This window comes from Shewanella avicenniae, assembly GCF_017354945.1.
Taxonomy (GTDB): Bacteria; Pseudomonadota; Gammaproteobacteria; order Enterobacterales; family Shewanellaceae; genus Shewanella; species Shewanella avicenniae.
Window position 1 is genome coordinate 2,218,346 of record NZ_CP071503.1, and the last position, 18,484, is coordinate 2,236,829.

The 18,484-nt window shown below is 47.8% G+C and carries 18 protein-coding genes; 9 read left to right on the top strand and 9 right to left on the bottom strand.

The genetic code is table 11. The features are described 5' to 3' along the window. Positions 1 to 2: 2 nt before the first annotated feature. Together speE and JYB87_RS09785 are read right to left on the bottom strand one after the other, a co-directional pair. On the bottom strand, positions 3 to 878 hold the full coding sequence (gene speE / locus JYB87_RS09780) for a polyamine aminopropyltransferase (RefSeq protein ID WP_207353325.1): 876 nt from the start codon (positions 876 to 878) through the stop codon (positions 3 to 5). A gap of 96 nt (positions 879 to 974) precedes the next feature. Next, positions 975 to 1,121 (bottom strand): hypothetical protein, encoded by a 147-nt coding sequence (locus JYB87_RS09785; RefSeq protein ID WP_207353326.1) that lies wholly within the window; start codon positions 1,119 to 1,121, stop codon positions 975 to 977. 403 nt (positions 1,122 to 1,524) lie between these two features. Here JYB87_RS09785 and JYB87_RS09790 point away from each other — a divergent pair, with 403 nt between their 5' ends. From JYB87_RS09790 to JYB87_RS09815, 6 genes are all read left to right on the top strand, one after another. Further along, the gene (locus tag JYB87_RS09790; protein WP_207353327.1) at positions 1,525 to 2,358 is read left to right on the top strand and encodes a CvfB family protein; all 834 of its coding nucleotides are present in this window, start codon (positions 1,525 to 1,527) and stop codon (positions 2,356 to 2,358) included. Between the two features lie 67 nt (positions 2,359 to 2,425). Further along, complete coding sequence (locus JYB87_RS09795) at positions 2,426 to 3,055, top strand: YceH family protein (RefSeq protein WP_207353328.1); 630 nt, start codon at positions 2,426 to 2,428, stop codon at positions 3,053 to 3,055. Between the two features lie 37 nt (positions 3,056 to 3,092). Beyond that, entirely contained in the window at positions 3,093 to 3,932 is an 840-nt protein-coding gene (locus JYB87_RS09800; RefSeq protein ID WP_207353329.1) for an ABC transporter permease subunit, read from the top strand. After that, complete coding sequence (locus JYB87_RS09805; RefSeq protein WP_207353330.1) at positions 3,929 to 4,834, top strand: ABC transporter ATP-binding protein; 906 nt, start codon at positions 3,929 to 3,931, stop codon at positions 4,832 to 4,834. The genes JYB87_RS09800 and JYB87_RS09805 overlap by 4 nt, the downstream gene beginning before the upstream one ends. A gap of 147 nt (positions 4,835 to 4,981) precedes the next feature. Next, on the top strand, positions 4,982 to 6,097 hold the full coding sequence (locus JYB87_RS09810) for a response regulator (RefSeq protein WP_207353331.1): 1,116 nt from the start codon (positions 4,982 to 4,984) through the stop codon (positions 6,095 to 6,097). 31 nt (positions 6,098 to 6,128) lie between these two features. After that, a complete protein-coding gene (locus JYB87_RS09815) occupies positions 6,129 to 8,570 on the top strand; it encodes an ATP-binding protein (protein ID WP_207353332.1) in 2,442 nt (813 codons plus the stop codon). Here the strand turns inward: JYB87_RS09815 and JYB87_RS09820 are convergent. The 3 genes from JYB87_RS09820 to JYB87_RS09830 all read right to left on the bottom strand — a co-directional run bounded on the left by JYB87_RS09820 (position 8,567) and on the right by JYB87_RS09830 (position 11,877). Continuing rightward, positions 8,567 to 9,601 carry a purine-nucleoside phosphorylase gene (locus tag JYB87_RS09820; RefSeq protein WP_207353333.1) on the bottom strand — a complete coding sequence of 345 codons (1,035 nt, stop codon included), beginning with the start codon at positions 9,599 to 9,601 and terminating at the stop codon, positions 8,567 to 8,569. The two genes, JYB87_RS09815 and JYB87_RS09820, sit on opposite strands and share 4 nt — an antisense overlap. Positions 9,602 to 9,685: 84 nt before the next feature. Beyond that, positions 9,686 to 11,020, bottom strand: coding sequence for an MATE family efflux transporter (locus tag JYB87_RS09825; protein WP_207353334.1), 1,335 nt, complete (start codon positions 11,018 to 11,020; stop codon positions 9,686 to 9,688). Beyond that, positions 11,017 to 11,877 carry an ion transporter gene (locus JYB87_RS09830; protein ID WP_207353335.1) on the bottom strand — a complete coding sequence of 287 codons (861 nt, stop codon included), beginning with the start codon at positions 11,875 to 11,877 and terminating at the stop codon, positions 11,017 to 11,019. The genes JYB87_RS09825 and JYB87_RS09830 overlap by 4 nt, the downstream gene beginning before the upstream one ends. Before the next feature lie 130 nt (positions 11,878 to 12,007). Here JYB87_RS09830 and JYB87_RS09835 point away from each other — a divergent pair, with 130 nt between their 5' ends. Together JYB87_RS09835 and JYB87_RS09840 are read left to right on the top strand one after the other, a co-directional pair. Then, positions 12,008 to 12,541, top strand: a complete 534-nt coding sequence (locus tag JYB87_RS09835) for a L,D-transpeptidase family protein (protein ID WP_207356654.1) — start codon at positions 12,008 to 12,010, stop codon at positions 12,539 to 12,541. 9 nt (positions 12,542 to 12,550) lie between these two features. Next, positions 12,551 to 13,111, top strand: a complete 561-nt coding sequence (locus JYB87_RS09840) for a VOC family protein (protein WP_407695810.1) — start codon at positions 12,551 to 12,553, stop codon at positions 13,109 to 13,111. Here JYB87_RS09840 and JYB87_RS09845 read toward each other — a convergent pair. From JYB87_RS09845 to JYB87_RS09860, 4 genes are all read right to left on the bottom strand, one after another. Beyond that, positions 13,108 to 14,751, bottom strand: a complete 1,644-nt coding sequence (locus JYB87_RS09845; protein ID WP_207353337.1) for a diacylglycerol kinase family protein — start codon at positions 14,749 to 14,751, stop codon at positions 13,108 to 13,110. The genes JYB87_RS09840 and JYB87_RS09845 overlap by 4 nt on opposite strands. After that, a complete protein-coding gene (locus JYB87_RS09850; protein ID WP_207353338.1) occupies positions 14,742 to 14,942 on the bottom strand; it encodes a hypothetical protein in 201 nt (66 codons plus the stop codon). Before JYB87_RS09850 ends, JYB87_RS09845 begins: the two co-directional genes overlap by 10 nt. A 165-nt stretch (positions 14,943 to 15,107) precedes the next feature. Beyond that, positions 15,108 to 15,962 carry a M23 family metallopeptidase gene (locus JYB87_RS09855; protein WP_207356655.1) on the bottom strand — a complete coding sequence of 285 codons (855 nt, stop codon included), beginning with the start codon at positions 15,960 to 15,962 and terminating at the stop codon, positions 15,108 to 15,110. A gap of 70 nt (positions 15,963 to 16,032) precedes the next feature. Further along, on the bottom strand, positions 16,033 to 16,917 hold the full coding sequence (locus tag JYB87_RS09860) for a 6-pyruvoyl trahydropterin synthase family protein (RefSeq protein WP_207353339.1): 885 nt from the start codon (positions 16,915 to 16,917) through the stop codon (positions 16,033 to 16,035). A gap of 192 nt (positions 16,918 to 17,109) precedes the next feature. On the opposite strand from JYB87_RS09860, the gene JYB87_RS09865 reads away from it, so the two are divergent. Continuing rightward, positions 17,110 to 18,459 carry a dihydroorotase gene (locus JYB87_RS09865; protein ID WP_207353340.1) on the top strand — a complete coding sequence of 450 codons (1,350 nt, stop codon included), beginning with the start codon at positions 17,110 to 17,112 and terminating at the stop codon, positions 18,457 to 18,459. Positions 18,460 to 18,484: the final 25 nt, after the last annotated feature.

The following is an 18,484-nucleotide window of genomic DNA, read 5'->3' on the forward strand; positions in this document are numbered from 1 at the left end:
GGTTATTTGGTAATCGTCAGTGCTGACGCTACCAGTTGTTGAACGTAAGCAGGCAGTGCAAAACTGGCCTGATGTAAAGCTGGCGTATAATAACGGGTCACCAGCCCTGCCCGTTTAAATCGTGTCGTAATCTCAGCTACCGGCAGCTGTTTTGCGTCAACATCATCTGTTGCCCAGACAAAGGTCATACAACCGCCGATATAGGTGGGCACTGCCGCTTGGTAGAAGGTGCAATCGTTGACGTAAGAATGCATGCGCCGCACGGTATTACTGATTTCATCTTGCTGCAGAAACGGCACACCGTTTTGCGCTACAAAAATGCCGTTGTCATTCAGCAAACGTTTACAGTGCTCATAAAATTCTGAACTGAACAGTACCTCGCCTGGTCCCACCGGATCTGTGCAGTCCGAAATAATCACATCAAATTTTTCTGTCGCTGTACGAACGTACTCCAAACCGTCGTTAATCACCAAATTTAGGCGAGGATCGTCGTAGGCTCCATTTGAGTGTGCTGGAAAATAGCTTTTACACATCTCCACTACCGCAGCGTCAATCTCCACCATGGTAATGGCTTCAACACTTGAGTGCTTCACTACTTCGCGCAAAATGCCACCATCACCGCCGCCGATAATCAACACGCGCTTGGCACTGCCATGGGCCAATAACGGCACGTGAGTCAGCATTTCATGATAGATAAACTCATCCCGCTCAGTCGTTTGAATTGCGCCGTTCAGCGCCATCACCTTGCCTAAGGCTTGGGTTTCAAAAATACTCAGATGCCACTGTTCTGTTCGCTGTTCAAACAGTATGTTTTCAACTTCAAAGTACTGACCGTAGCCTTGATGCAGTGTTTCATAATAAAGCGCTTTGTTTTGCATGTACCGGTCCGAAAACGGGATAAAAAAGAAAATGCTCAAACCCCAGTTGCTTTCATCCAGAAAGACCGGGGGCGACCGTCGCAGCGGCGACACTCATCAGTGGGTATTATTGGCCTCTTCACGGCCAGAATTGATGCGGATAAGCGTGAGGTGCTTCAAGCGAATATCATCGTAATGACAGCCGACAGCTACCAGGTCTTCTGGCACTTTACGGTAAAGTGCAACAAATAAATGGTTGTGCATTAGCTAAAGACCCTCTTAACCCCGCGTTGATATATGCGCAACAGCGGTTAATGACTCATAAACCATAAAACCCAATAAGCCCAAGTGTTGGCCAGACACCGACACTCCCATAAAACGGCGCAATTAAACCTTGCTACCGTCCAGATTGCAAGCATCAATCGTCTCGATTATTCCGCTTTTACTTCATCACGCCACAATCTCGAAAAAGCCTGCGCTAATTTCGAGCGAAATAGTACAAAAATTCATTGTGTTAATCAAAAAAAGCTGAGTTGATAACAGTGACGGATCAAATTTAGTAACAAAGGGTTTTAACCGCGTAAAAACTACCCAGATGAGTGCCTGCCCTCGCGGCTGCATTGCTGTATAATCAAGTTCAACTTCTGCAGCAAATTTTGAGATCCTTATGGTCGAACTGGGAAAAACCTGCCACTTACCTGTTGTTAAGCACGTTGAATTTGGGGTTTACCTCAACGCTGATGCCTTTGGTCAGGTGTTGTTACCGCGTAAATACGTGCCAGAACAATGTGAAATCGGCGATGAAATCGAGGTATTTATTTACCTTGATTCTGAAGACACACCAATTGCCACCACCCGCAAGCCTTTGGCTCAGGTCGGTGAGTTTGCCTATCTCAAAACAGTTGCCACAGGACGTTACGGTGCCTTTCTCGATTGGGGCTTAGATAAAGATCTGTTACTGCCTTTTTCTGAACAACGCCAACAAGCAGAGGAAGGCCGCAGCTATTTAGTCTATGTCCATGTGAATCGTGCGGACGAACGTATCGTCGCCTCCGCTAAAATCGACAAATTTATCGATAAAACCCCTGCCAACTACCGTAACGGTGAACAAGTCAACATTATCGTCGCGGGCAAGTCAGACTTGGGCCAAAAAGTGATTGTTAACCAACAGCACTGGGGCGTGATCCACCAAAGCGACCTGTTTAGAAATGTACGTTATGGCCAAGCGCTGACAGCGTTTATCAAGCAGGTACGAGCTGATGGCAAACTTGATATTGTGCTGCAAAAGCATGACCGTGAAGCATTAGACGCCCAATCGCAACAGATTTTGAAACGCTTGAATCAGGCCGCCGGCTTCCTGCCATTTAGTGATAAAACTTCACCAGAGGTTATTTACGCAGAACTTGGTATGAGCAAAAAGGCCTTTAAGAAAGCGATTGGCGGACTTTACAAAGCGGGCAAAATTGAGATTAGTGATGAGGGTATTCGCACTGCCGAATAATCTATGCAGCGGGTGTTGCACGTCATCAGCAACGCCCATTACGCCGATTTAAGGAGAAAACTCAGCGATGAAATTAGATGCACTGGAAGCCCGCGTAATCGGCTGCTTACTAGAAAAAGAAACCACCACCCCAGATCAATATCCGCTATCCGTAAACGCCTTGACACTCGCCTGTAATCAAAAAACCAGCCGAGAACCCGTAATGGATCTCAGTGAAGCTGAGGTGCTTGATACCTTGAGCCGCCTGCAACAGCAGCGTTTAGTGACTGAAGCCAGTGGTTTTGGTAGCCGCGTCAGCAAATATCAACATAGATTCTGCAATACCGAGTTTTCCGACTTACAGTTCAGCGATGCCGAACGCGCCATTGTCTGCGTGTTACTGTTGCGCGGCCCACAAACCGCGGGCGAACTGCGTACCCGCTGTCAGCGCCTATATGAATTTAACGACCTGCTGCGAGTCGAAAGCACGCTACAACAGATGCAACAAAAATCTTGGTTAGTGCAGCTCGCCAAAGAGCCGGGTAAACGTGAGATTCGTTTCGCACAAACCTTTACCGATGTGGATGAGGCGCAAATAGCGAATGAGCCGATCGCCATCAGCAGCCAAAGCCCTCGTAGCTCGTTAGAGCAACGTGTCACCGAACTTGAGCAACAAGTGGAAGCGCTGCAACAACAACTTGCCCAACTACTTGATTAATAACACACTATTTCAGCCATCCATCCACAGGAACCCCATGAACACGACAACGGAAATAAGTAGTTCAGCGGTACGCCAGATTCGCCTGATAGCCGCCGTTGAGGTCCGCCGTTTGTTAAGTCAAACCAAAGGCTTAATGACCTTAGCCGCGTACGTACTACTTTGGTTGCTGTTACTGCTGTTTGTTATCCGCGATGCGGTCAACATGATGCAACAACCGCAAGCGTACGACATGGTAATGGGGCTGTTTGGTGACGGTGCATTCAGTAACTTGTTTAAATGGCCAGTCGCGGAATATGCCGTGTATTGGGTGTTTGCGATTATGTTGCATCCCATGTTCGCAACTATGTTATCTGCAGGGCAATTTGCTGATGATATTCAACGCGGTACTTTTCGGTTTTTGAGTTTGCATTGCAGCCGCACCTCACTTTTTTTTGGCCGCTTTGCTGGCGCCTTACTGGTGATGGCGTTGTTGACTGCAGCCACGGTGCTGATCACTATGGTGATGGCACTAGTCCGAGCTCCGCAATTAGCCTCCGATGCTGTCTTAGGTGGCTTATTGATGTGGTTGGTGATTATGGCGATTATTCTGCCCTACATCGCCTTGATGTCATTGCTGTCGGTGATTGCCGCCAACAGCAAACAAGCCATTATCTACGCTGTATTATATTTTACCCTGCTCACTATCGTAATTTGGGCAGCCAATATGCTGTTCACCCCGCTCACTAACCTTAATTACCTCCTACCGGGTGCATTTTCTGAAGACTTTTATCGCAGCACACCCGCGCAAGCCATTCAGCACCTACTACTGCCACTCGGCCAAAGTGTGCTGTTTTTAGGCTTAGGATATTACGCATTTAGACGGAGTGATGTATGAGTCTAATTAAGTGCCACCAGCTTAGCCGTCGTTACGGCAGCAAACTTGCACTCGATAATATCGAGTTAGATTTAGCCGCTGGCCGGCCCATTGCATTAGTGGGCCCAAATGGCGCGGGCAAAACGACCCTATTTAGTCTGTTGTTGGGCTACATTCATCCCTCTGCAGGTAGCATCGAAATATTGGGAATGCTGCCGGGTGACAAAGAACTGCGCAACCAAATTGGCGCACTGCCGCAAGATGCACAATTGGACCCTGATTTCAGTTTGTTGCAGCAGTTAACCCTATTTGCCGAACTAAGAGGCATGTCTCCCAAAGCGGCAAAACGAGAAGCAGAGCGAGTACTATCGCTGGTACAACTCAGTGATGCTCAGCAATATAAGCCATCCGCTCTCAGTCACGGCATGAGCAAGCGCGTTGCTATTGCCCAAGCCTTTATTGGCAGCCCCAAGCTTATTTTGCTAGATGAACCCACCGCGGGGATTGATCCTGCTAACGCCCGCATCATTCGCGAGATCATTAGTCAACAAGCCAACGACACCACCTTTGTCGTGAGTTCGCATAATCTTGATGAGCTTGAACGTTTGTGTGATCGGGTAGTGTATTTAGAACAGGGACAACTTAAACAACAGGTTTCATTGGGTGAAGTCAACAGTATTAGCCACTATTACACCTTGCAACTGCAACAAGCAGATGATGCGCGCGTGCAGCAGGCGATCGCCAGCCTTGAAGGGGTGCAAAAAGTGAACATTGCCAGCCAACATACCTTTGTAATTGAATATCTTCCGTCTGCAACTGCGTTAGATATCGCCTTGCTCAATTTGTGTAAACAACACGGCTGGCATTACCGCTTATTACTCAACGGTCGTTCACTGGAAAATACCCTCTTCGCCACATCTTAATGCTGCTCTGCTGGCAGTGATTAGCTGCCAGTCTCGTAGGCTCCGCAAGAAAAAAGCTAACAATTTCTTGCTACTACCAAGGTCGCACTTCACCCTCTGTTATAATTCCGTCTAAGCTTTAAAGAGTACGCATTTTGGAGCTTTTGGATGGAACAAACCTCAACAAATAATCCCCCTACACTATTGGTCATCGATGATATTCCAGAAAATCTGACCCTGATGTACCAGCTCTTTAAAGATGAATACAAAGTCAAAGGCGCAAATTGCGGCATTCGGGGGATAGATATTGCAGAGAATAGTCTGCCAGATCTCATTCTTTTAGACATTATGATGCCCGAAATGGATGGTTATGAGGTCTGTCGGCGTTTAAAACAAAACCCACATACCCGCGGTATTCCCATTATTTTTCTGACCGCCAAAGCAGAGAAGATTGATGAATCACGCGGATTGCAATTAGGCGCGGTCGACTACATCACCAAACCAATAAACCCCGATATCGTAAAGTGTCGGGTGAAAACGCATATTGCCCTGAAATTGGCCAATGATCTGCTACGAGGCGAAAATCAATCCTTAGGCAAAGAAGTTGAACGCCGCACTCGAGAGGCACTCAAACAGCGCGAAGAACTACAATCTATTCAAGATATTACTTTTTATGCCATGGTGTCGTTAGCAGAAACCCGCGATAACGAAACTGGTAGTCATATCTGCCGCACCCAACATTATATAAAGTGTCTTGCGCAGCAGTTGCGCTTAAACCCGCTTTATCAGGACGAAATTGATGACACCATGATCGACCTGCTTTTCAAATCTGCGCCACTGCATGACATAGGTAAAATTGGCATCTCAGATACTATCCTGTTAAAAAAAGGCAAACTAACCCCCGAAGAATTTACCATCATGAAAAACCACACCACCATAGGTTATGTAGCGATTCAAAAGGCCGAAGTTGTGACCGGCAAGACGATGGACTTTCTTAAATATGCCAAAGAGATAGCGTATTATCACCATGAACACTGGGACGGAAATGGTTACCCTAAAGGCTTATCGGGGCGAGATATTCCATTATCAGCACGTCTGATGGCCGTTGCCGATGTTTATGATGCACTTATTAATCGCCGCGTTTATAAAGAAGCATTTACCCACCAAGACGCGGTGAATATGATTGTCGATGGAAAAGGAACTCACTTCGACCCAGACATCATTGACGCCTTTTTAGACATTACAGATGAGTTATGGGAAATAGCGCAACGCTATCACAATTGATATGGAATTTAGTTAGCCTGATGGATGTTAGATGACACAAAATATTAGCACCCAAGCATGGGTTTGGCGTTCAATGGTAAAAACCGGCATTGTTCCGCTGATTTTAGTGGAATCGTTGCTGATCGCCATTTATTTGCTGAGTAATCATTTTATTAGCAGCGATAACATGCACTACATCTATCGGCAAGTGAATAAAGAGCTGCAAATATCCTCTGCACGCGAAGCTAAGATCATCGGCGAGCAGCTAGAAAACATCAGTAAAATTACCCAAATCTATCGTGCCGAGGCCACTCGCATACTGCAAAATCCGTTAACCGAAAATGCCGCTGAACAGGCAAATTTAGGGCTCGGGGACAGCGGCGTAGTTTACAGTAAGCAAGATCTTGGCGGTGCCGCTTCATACTACTCAGCGATTACCCGCGATAAAGACCTTCGCAAAGTCTATTCTTTGGCGCAACTCGATCCGCTGATGAAACAGCTGCAACAAAGTAATCCAATGGTTGCCGCCATCTATTTCAATAGTTGGGACTCCTATAACCGCATCTATCCTTGGTTACAGTCAAACGTGCAATTTCCGTCCGACATGAACATTCCCGAGTTCAACTTTTACTATCTCGCGGACGCCAAACACAATCCAACTAAAGAGGTTGTATGGACCGATGTGTATATCGACCCCGCCGGTCAAGGTTGGATGGCATCTGCCATCGCGCCAGTCTATAACGGCGATTTTTTAGAAGGCGTCGTGGGGCTGGATTTAACGGTTAGCTCGATTGTGCAAAACATTCAGCAGTTAAATATCCCGTGGGATGGCTATGCGGTATTGGCCAGTGACAACGGCTCTATCATGGCCTTGCCGCCACAAGGCGAACAAGATTTCGGATTAAAGGAACTAACAGAGTTCAACTATCAACAAGCGATCAGCAAAGAAGTATTTAAGCCCGACGCCTTCAACTTAAACAAACGCGCCGACACCGCCGCCTTAAGTGAAATGCTCAAACAAAGTCCGCAAGGAATTATGCAGACCGTGCTGCATGGCGAAAATAAGCTAGTGGCATGGTCACTGATCCCGCAAACCCAATGGTTACTGCTCAACATCGTGGATGAAAACAAGATGTATGCCGAATCGCGGGCACTGGAAAACAAATACCAGCACATCGGCTATTTATTGATTGGCGGTTTGGTCGGCTTCTATTCGCTATTTTTAGTGTTTATTTGGGTCTCGTCGAAACGAATGAGCCGCGCCATTGCCGAACCACTGTCGCAAATGCGCCACATGGTGGACAAGGTCAGTGACGGCGACTTTGATGTCAGTCATGAACACTTTCAGTTGCAAGAGATTGATGAAACGGCAGAAGCCATTCACCACATGGGCAATAAACTGGATAAACTCACTAGTGCGCTCAAAGACGCCAAACTCCAAGCCGAAAACGCCAACGTGGCTAAAAGTCAGTTTATCTCCAACATCAGCCATGAAATCCGCACTCCGATGAATTCCATCTTGGGGTTAACCCATGTGCTAATGAACTCCAATTTAGACTTTGAGCAGCGCAGTAATCTGCTCAAAATCGACAAATCTGGGCGTCATTTGTTATCGCTAATTAACGACATTTTAGATCTGGCTAAAATTGATGCAGGCAAAGTTGAAATTGAAAAAATTCCGTTCGATATCAATCCAATTGTGCATGACGTGCGAGATTTGTTTGAATATAAAGCCAGCCATCATGGGGTAAGATTGCATCTGCGAATGGATGAACTGCTGCCCAAAGTCGTCGGCGATCCGCTGCGGGTCAAACAAGTACTGCTCAACTTTGTCAGCAATGCAATCAAGTTTACCGAACATGGCGATATCACCATTCGTGTTCGTCAATACGAAACCAGCAATCACCACGTTAAACTGCATTTTAGTGTAGAAGACACGGGCATTGGCTTAACTGAAGAGCAGCAAGCGCGAATTTTTGACTCATTCCAACAGGCAGACAGTTCAATCACCCGCAAATACGGTGGCACAGGCTTAGGCTTAACGATTTCAAAACACATAATTGACTTGATGGACGGCGAGATTGGCGTTCACAGTGAACTCGGAAAAGGCAGCACCTTCTGGTTTGATCTGACGCTCCCCATTGACAATAACGCCATTGCCGAAAACCGAATCAGTGAACTCAACGAGAGGCAACCCCAACTGCGTCATCTGCGCCAATGCAGCGTGGAAGAGTTACAGGATATTAATGAAAAGCTCACCATATTAGCTTCGCTATTACAGGACTACGACTTAGCCTCTGAGTACTATTTTTCACAATACAAGCAGAGCTTTGAATTAGCCAATAGAGAACTCAGCGTGATGCTTGCGGGCAGAGTGAGTAGCTATGAGTTTGACAGTGCGCTGGTACTGGTGGAGCAGATGCGGCGCAGTATTGCAAACCGCATCGCTCACTTAGCAACGACGCCGCCGAACAAAACAGCTGAAAACGATTAATTTGCTAACTGCCACTGCGGCCAATGGTGAATAATTTCGTCAGTTAAGGCGTTGGCCACTCGATAGGCGTTAATCATCGCAGGTTGATAACCGCTGCCGTTCGCCGCTAAGGCATCTGCAGCGGTTTGTCCTGGACCCTCTTGGTCAAAGTCAGACCCCGTCCGCAGCACTAACACACGGCTAAAATTCAATTTCCCAGCATCACTACCACGCTTTAACGCAGCTAAACTGGCGTTATCTTCCATCTGAGTAGTACAGATTTTGGCTTTGCCATCAGTCAGTACCGCTGCATGTTGTTCCATAGCCTTGGCGATAGCACTGCCGACCCAGAAGGTGTCCGCCGAGACAGTGTCACACACCGACACAAACGGCGCGCCTGCTGCAACTGAGCCTTGCGGGTAGATACGGCGATCTGCCGCAGCTTCTTTAGAGTCAAACAACGCTACATTTTTGGTCAATTGATAAGCCTTGTCCACCAATGTTGCGTTCAGCTGAAATACTTCTGTTCCCGCGCGCCATTTTGGCGCTTCACCGGGCTGAGTCGCACCCAAGGCAAACAATCCATGTGGCCAACCTGCGGGCATTTGGCGCGCATCCATTCGATGAACCAAACCACCATCTACCGCATACTGCGCCCAATGGGCAGAACCTAGCGTGCCATATTCAGGATTTACCCCGCCAATGCCAGCGATGATGATATAACTCTGGCGCAGATCAACCTGTGGATTAAACGCTAATGCAGTCAGCGTAGTGGCCGCATTGGCGTAACCCATATCAGTCGTCACCATGCAGACACCTTTGGTATTGCATTTTAATTCAGGATATTTAGCGCTTAAGCCTGCCAATGGATAACGCTGGCTCAAATTTGCCTGCTGTTGCCAAGGCGCAGCTTCTTCACCGAACATAGTGACAATCAACACTTTGGGAGTAATTGCAGGCGCTTCAGTGGCAGCGGATGCCAGATTCAAGCTCATCACAGTACTTGCCAGCACCACACTCACCGCCAACGCGATATTTTTGCTGTTTTTCATTTGCCAACCTTTTGTTTTAATTATTTGTTGTTTCTTTATGGGGGAACTATTTTCTACCGAATCATAATGGACAGCGCAACCCCATCAGCCTTGTAATCGATTCACCAGCCGATACGCAGTAAATACGCCTATCAACGCAAATAACACTGAACCAATCGCCTGCCCCACTAACACGCCAAATACTCCACTGAGCTGCGCCCCCACCAATACAAACGGGATGGTGCCTAAAGTGGCCTTGCCAATATTGAAATACATCGACAATCGCGGTTTACCCAGATTATTAAAGGTGGCATTGGCCACAAATAAGGCGCCGTTGAAGGCAAAAAATACCGCCAACGAGGTACAGAAAAAGTGAATCAGCGCTGCGGCATCGCCCTGCATATCAAACACTTCAACCAGATAATCTTGAATAAGAAATAGCAGTGCAGATACCAACAACACATAGGCGGTGCAAAACTGTAGCGCCTTAGTTAATGACTCACGTAAGCGCCCGATCATGCCTGCACCATAGTTTTGCCCAATAATCGGGCCAACCGCACCCGACAAGGCAAAAATCATCCCAAAGGCGACCGGGGTAATTCGGCCAATAATGGCGAAGCCGGCCACAAAGCTGTCACCAAAATTAGCGATCGACTTGGTCACAAACGCATTGCCAAACGGCGTAGCAAAGTTAGTTAACATCGCTGGGGTCGCAATGGCTAAAATCGGCCGTAAATCTTGTTTGAAATCGACAAAATTAAATGGCATCCATAACTTATGCTTGTAGAAAATTGCATATGCCGACAGGCAAATAGCACCGAAGCGCGCCAAAACCGAGGCTATCGCCGCCCCTTCAATCCCCAGCCCTACGCCAAAGATTAAAAGCGGGTCAAACACCAGATTAACCAAAGCGCCCACCAAGGTGGAATACATTGCCATTTTGGCGTCGCCCACCGCCCGTAAAGCACTGCTAAGCGACATGTTGAGGCAAATAATCGGCATCGACGGCACTAAAATGTGCAGATAGCTGGCGGCATATTCCGCGGTTTGCCCCGAGGCACCAATCAAGGCTAACAAGGGCGTAACGAGACTAAGCACCATTGTGGCCATCACCACAGCAACCACTAGAGTGACTAAGCTGCTGTTGACCAACACCCGCTTGGCCCGCGTCCAGTCATGCGCCCCCACCGCTCGCGACATCAAAGCGCCAAGCGCGATCGACAGCCCGATGCCGATGGAGATTGTAAAAAATGAAATGGTGGTGGCAAATCCAACCCCAGACACGATGCGCACATCATTTAAAAAACTGAGGAAAAACATATCGACAAGGTCAACAAGAAACACCGCCGAAATCCCCATCGCGGCGGTCGAACTCATCACCAAAATGTGGCGTAAAATACTGCCATCAACAAACTTAGCAGTGCGAGTAGGTTGGCTCATGACGACTTGCTCTCTGACAGTGGTGCTTCTAATTCGCTACCACAACGGTCGCAATACAACGCGTTGATCTCATGCCCCTTTTTAAGACAATTTGCACAACGACGTAAATCGCGATGGCGACTGATCTCTTGTCCAATTTCAGCGGTCAAAATGCCGGTTGGAATGGCAATAATCGAGTAACCTAGCAGCATGGTAAGCGCAGCAATTGCCTGCCCTAAACTGGTGTGAGGGGTAATATCGCCGTAGCCCACCGTGGTAATCGTCACAATGGTCCAATACACCGACTTAGGAATCGAGCTAAAACCATTTTCTGGCCCCTCAATCACATACATCACTGCACTTAATACCATGATGATTAAACTGACCGAGAAAAAGAAGATAAACACTTTTCGGGACGACTGCAGCATTGCCCGCAGCAACATATTGCCTTCGCTCAGATAGCGCAGCAATTTCAGTACCCTAAAGATGCGGAACAAACGCAGTACGCGGATTACCAAGGTCATATTGGCACCGGGGAAGAACAGCGCCAGAAAACTAGGCAAGATACTCAGCAAATCGACAATGCCGTAAAAACTCAAGCTATAGCGCAGCGGATTGGTTGAGCAATAAAGTCGCAGGCCATATTCCACGGTAAATATCAGGGTAAAGAGCCATTCCAGCAGATAAATCAACTCGCCATATTGCTGATGGATACTGGCGACAGTATCGACATACACCAAGGCCACACTCAACACGATGCATGCAATTAAGGCTAAATCAAACCAACGTCCAGCGGGCGTTTCGGTGCCAAAGATAACTTCGCGTAGCTTCTTTTTTAGTGGAGAATCATCAGCCTTATCAGCCAACCCTTTGTTCATATTTTTATATCCCTGTTACACCGACATACGCCGTTTTTTGAAGCAACAACTAAATTAAGTCAATTTTTTTTGAAGGCACAATCATACAGCATCACCTGAGGTCTTCTATCCCCAACGCGGATTGGTTATGATGCGCTTTGTTGTGGCAATACTGAAAAATTACTCATCTATGTTGTCGATAAAGTCGCTGATTACCACCGTATTTTTGTTTGGGTTTGCAGGCACCGCCCTCGCAAGTCAACAAGCCGATTTGGTGGTGATAAAAAAATCCAAATCTCTGATGCAAGTTATGTCTCAGGGTAAAATCCTTAAACAATATCGCATTGCTATGGGCGATAACCCCAAAGGTCACAAGTTACGCGAAGGCGACCAACGTACGCCCCAAGGCCGTTATATTCTCGACTATAAAAAAGCCGACAGCGCCTATTACCGCTCAATCCATATCTCTTACCCCAATGACGATGACAAATTCCGTGCCCACGCATTGGGGATAAATCCGGGTGGCCAAATCATGATCCATGGTGAAAATCCGCACTCTGAGTTATCGCCAGAAGAAGCTCAGCAATATAACTGGACCAATGGCTGTATCGCCGTCACCAATAAGCAGATGGACGAAATCTGGCAATTGGTAGACTCAGGCACGCCGATTGAAATCTGGCCATAAGAGATGACCATGCTGAGCTATTCACAATTAATGGCATCATTGGCCAATTTTGCTACCGAGATTCAGGCATTGATTGATGAACTTGGGCTGCAATTGCTCACAGAAGCCGATCACATTGCATTACGAGTGAACAGCAATGAAACGGCCGAGGCGCTGAGCCAAGCCTTTGCCGAACAAGGTACAGTGATTTCAAACAACATCATCAATGGTCGGCCTATTTTGATCATTGCGTTGAATACGCCCATTCAGTTGGGCGCATTTGAGATTGCCTGTGTCGAGCTGCCCTTTCCTAGCAAACCTTATCCGCAAGAAGGCTGGGAGCATATTGAACTGGTCTTGCCGCAAGCTGCGCAAAATTGCGAGCAGTTAACCGCACAGCTGCTACAACTCTCGCCCAAACTGCACAACGTGTTTGCGGATCAAACCGAGATTAAGTTCAAAGCCAGCTCACCATCCTCTGCGGCTGAACGTTTAGCAAACCCAACGATTGCCTTCAAAAAAGGCGATGTCTGCATCAAGGTGCACCCGCATCGCATTGAAACCATTATTGCCAGCGAACAACAAGGCTAACGCTCACGGTGAGACGGTGCCGGTAATAGCACGTTAAGTGATGCCGGCCGTACCCGAATATCGAGCTTTCTGGCGCGGCCAGTTTCACCATCAATCACATAATCGAGTGGTTTTGATGCCTCAATCCGCAAACGCTTCACCCGCAGATGGTGGGCATGTATATCCATGCCAGTGCCAGTCAAACCGTTAAAGGTCAACTCCGCTAGGGTAAACAATCGATCGCCCCAATCATCATGCGGGGTTAGCCAAGTGACATCCAAAAAGCCATCGCGAAGATCGGTAAAACCGCCCCCTTGCGCCAAAATGGTGGTATTCGGTGCGCCATTAGCCACAGTCAATGAGCCCGTAGTCAATTGGATTGGCCGATGATTATCTGCCCTTACCCGCAACCGCAGTTGCTGATTTTGGCAAATGGAGTTCCAAAACCCTTGCAGATAGGCCAATTCCCCATGTTGGTTTTTCTGTTCTCGGTCTGCCTCTTTGATCATTTGCGCCTCAAAGCCGACACCCACCAACAGCAGCGTGGTTTTACCGTTACATTTCGCAGTATCAATCCGCTGCTGCTCCCCACTGATGATGTTATCGAGCGCGGAATTGATCGGATCTAATTTGGCACTAATGCCCCACAACACATGACTCAAGGCATTAGTCGTGCCCAGCGGCAAAATCCCCAATGGCATTTGCGAGCCCACCAGCACTGAAGCCACTTCGGTCACCGTGCCATCACCACCACCAGCAACAATTACGTCAGCACCCTGTTGTAGTGCCTGCTGAGCTAATTTACGGGCAGAAATCTCAGCTGACGTTTCTAACACGCTCACGTCGTAAAATTCAGCTAACCGCTGCTCAATGGTGTCGCGATTTGCTGGCCACTTACCCGCGCCACTGACCGGATTCACAATTAACCATAAGCGCTGTTTGGCTTTAAAATCATCGGAACGCCAAAGGGTTTTTAGCATTCTCAGTTGTCGGCGGTTTAAACGGATACTGCTGCGATGACGTTTAATTTCAGAGATTACCGTGGTAAATGACCGCCTTTGATCTTGGCTTAACAGCCAAGCTGCCAACATTAACACTGAACGACCACGCCCAAGGGCACAGTGCACCAATGTTTTGTGCCCCAATCGTTGTTGCCGTGATAACCACTGCATCGCACGCCGCAAAGCCAAGCGACTGGGGACATCATGATCCAACACCGGCACGTTGAGATAGTTAATCCCCGCGGCGGCAAGTGCTTCTGCCGCAATGGCATCAAACTCCGCCGTCACATCCAAAATGGCACTGATGCCCTGTTGTTTGAGCACGTCTAAATCGCTCGGTAATAATCGGCTGCCAAGATACAGATGGTCGGTGATTTTACTGATCGGCGGCACCGTATCGCGCTTACGGGCGATATTGTTATACAGCGTCACGCTGAGCAGAAACGGCATCAGCAACCAACGCATCCAGCGGTTGATGCGACCATCGCCACGTTTACGGAAAATTGCCGGACGGTGCAGCAGATAAGCGCCCGCCACTAGAGCAAACGCCAAACTGAACCACAGCAATAGTGGCCACAGCCAAAGCAATAAATCAGGTAAATAAATACCTAAAAGCAATGCCAAGGCTGCGATTGCAAAATACCAAATCGTTAACGGCATAACAGGGCATCCTTTTTATGGGTGAACTTGGGAATAAAATCAGCAGGAGTAACACCAGCGAGCGTGTGTCGAATACTTATGCTACCGTCTCGTGGCTTAAGAACAGCCGAAAAAAAACTAAATGTTGCTTTGATGTGAGGCGCGAGAATGCCGTTGATATGTTGAACTTTGAGCAGAATCCATCTGAGCATAAAACCTCCTTGAGCGAGTGTTATCACCTCATGAACGACGTGAAACCGCTATTGGAATGCTTGAGTAAAATCTTAATGATTGTGTTTTTGTCTCTCTCTAAAATTTAGCTAATGCGGTTAAGGGCTTCGCCACAAGCAAAGCCCTTCTTTGACCACATACGAAAATTATTTGCCGTTCGATTGCGCGTTAGCATTACTTTTCTGTACGGCTAATACCGACTCCATACTTGGCACGATAGATTGCGGATTTAGCCGCATCTGATACCAATTTAAGCGCCAATCCAAATGCGGCCCGGTGGCTCGGCCTGTCGCGCCAACTTCAGCAACTTTCTGCCCCTGCTTTACCTGTCTGCCCGGTTTGACATACAGCTTACTCAAATGCAGAAAAGAGGAACTGACGCCAAAGCCATGATCGATAACCATGGTGCCACCCGAATAAAACATATCTGGCACGGCTAAGGTCACCACACCATCAGCTGGAGCAACCACCACAGTACCGGTAGGTCTGGCGATATCCACCCCAAAATGTGGATTACCCGCCACGCCATTATAAATACGCTGGCTGCCATAAACGCCGGAGATCCTGCCAGTTACTGGCCAAATAAACTGACTCATAAAAGCCTTGAGGTCGCTAGAGGTGTCGCGCGCTTCACGCACCATCTGTGAATCAAGTTTGGCGCGCGCCACATCCGCAGGATCTGGCTGCATGATTTCTTTGCTGATGCCTTCAATGCGCGAGATGCGGTAATCCTGTTTGGCCACAGTTAATGCGCGTTGCTCTTGGCTACCATCGGGATAACTGATGCTCAATTGATGTGACTCAGCCGAGTCCCGATCAAAACCAAACACAAAGTTACCGTCCGCCGTGATTTTCAGCGCTTCACCATCCAAACTCACTCGACTACCCGCTAAGGTTTTACCGCGGATCAAGGCGCCTTGTTCTATCACGCCGCTCAAGGTGGTACGTTCAACGGCATAACTTTGGTTCAGACAGATTGAACACAACAGTAAATTTATCATCGCCAACAGGCGGAAATGGCTGCAAAAACGCAAAACAACTCCTTTCAATGATGTTCAATCAACTACAGCATTAGCCGCGTTCAACATAGCCCGATGCAATCGAGCCTTTGCCAATCCCCTCGTAGGCGATCACCCGAAACTGCTTGCCCGGCACCTTGTTCGCTAGAGTTTTGGCCATAAAGTCCGCTAACAGTTCAATAGTGGTGTCATGGGGAATGATGTCGCAACAGGCTTTGGGCATAGCCAACTGAAAATCGCCTTGTGGCGCTTCGTAATGAAACCCATAGTGAGAATCAGCCGTCGCTTTGGTTTGTGGCGACAACTGCAAACTGTCAAGCGCAACCACATCATCTTCACTGCCTAAGTAGATATCACGCCAGCGCTCTGCCCAGTAGCGATCCCATTCTGGCGCCGAGACGCCGTCTTCAAAAACTTGCACCGGACTACGATGACCGTGAGCAATTCGTTGGCAATTGCCATCGTGTTTTTTCAACCCGTGACTGTAATGGTAATACGGTGAATCAAGCAGCTCGTTACGTAACGCTAGGCTGATACCGTCAACGTTTTCAGGTAATGCATCGCGCAATGCTTTAAACAGAAAGTCATTCACGGTTTCGAAATCGATGATTTCGGCGGAGACTAAGGCAAAGGCTTGGGTTGGACAGGCGAGATGAATCGAACCACGTTGACTATCAAAATCCATCCATACCCGTTCGCCTTGCTGTTGCCAGCGAATTTTACTGCAGGCAGTCGGCACTAACAGGCGATGATCAGCCACATCATCAATCACTTGCTTGATGACTTTTTTGACCTTGCCAAAATCTAACACCATATTTTGTTGGTCTAAACCGCCTTCAAGCAGCACATCAACTATCCAACTTTCTCCGACCATGCCCCGAATCGGACACAGATAAGAGAAATCGATAACCGTAAGATCTTTAACGAAAAGTTGCATTAAAACTCCAGAGTAGAGAAACAGTCCACCCGTTGAAAAAAGGCCGCTAACGATACGTCAGCGTTGATAAAACTGGCCGCAGCAATTGACAGTTTCAGCAGAAACAAATTTTTTCTGTGACAGCAATTCCACTTATATTCCGTTATTATACCTATGTCACTGCAAAACTTAACAACCTCAACAGGTACCCTAATGAAAACCCTTATCACAAATGCCAAATTGGTGAATGAAGGCACCATCAGCAGCCAAGATTTGCTGATTGAAAACGGACGTATCGCCCAAATCGCAACCAGCATTACTGCTCCAGCCGACGCCAAAGTGGTCGACGCCAACGGCAAGTATTTGATCCCAGGCATGATTGATGATCAGGTGCATTTTCGTGAACCTGGTTTCCCCAACAAAGGCACCATCGCCAGTGAATCTCGCGCCGCGGTTGCCGGTGGTATCACCAGCTTTATGGAGATGCCCAACGTCAATCCGCAAACCACCAATTTGCAAGCGTTAGAAGATAAGTACGCCCGCGCCCAACAAAGCTCGCTGGCTAACTTTGCTTTCTACTTAGGCGCGACCAATGACAACTTGGAAGAGATCAAACGCCTTGATCCTAACCAAGCTTGTGGCGTGAAAATCTTCATGGGTGCCTCAACCGGCAACATGTTGGTCGATAACCCAGAAACCCTGAACGCCATCTTCGCTAACTCTCCGGTAGTGATTGCTACTCACTGCGAAGACACGCCAACCATCGCGATCAACGAAGCCAAGATGCGTGAAAAGTACGGCGACCATGTGCCAATGTCTCTGCACGGTGAAATCCGCTCCCGTGAAGCCTGCTTGAAATCTTCCAAAATGGCCGCAGAGTTGGCCATCAAGCACAAATCACGGCTGCACATTTTGCACCTCACCACCGCAGATGAACTCTATCTGTTCCAAGCCGGTAAAAAACTGGCGGACTTAAAAGGCGCTAACATCACTGCCGAAGCCTGTGTGCATCATCTGTTCTTCAACGACAGCGATTACCAAAGCTTGGGCAGCTTGATCAAGTGCAATCCAGCGGTCAAAACCCTGCAAGATCAGTTAGCGCTACAGCAAGCGGTCAATGATGACATCATCGATATCATTGCCACCGACCATGCGCCACATACGTGGGATGAGAAGCAAGCTGACAGCTACTTTAAAGCGCCGTCCGGTTTGCCACTGGTACAACATGCGCTGTTAAGCCTGTTGGATCTGCATAAAAAGGGCGTGTTCTCACTGGAGAAGATCGTACAAAAAACCAGTCACGCAGTGGCTGAACGTTTTGAGCTGAAAAATCGTGGTTATCTGCGTGAAGGCTATATCGCTGATCTGACCTTGCTGGATCTTGATACGCCATTTACCGTCACCAAAGAAAACATCCGCTATCACTGTGGTTGGTCACCTTTTACTGGGCATCAATTCGCGGCATCAATTGCGGGTACTTTTGTCAACGGTAAGCATGTGTTTGACGGCTGTAAGTTTATCGATAACAGCTTGGGTGAACGGCTGCAATTTGCTCGCAAATAACAGCTAACTCGAACACAAAAAAAGC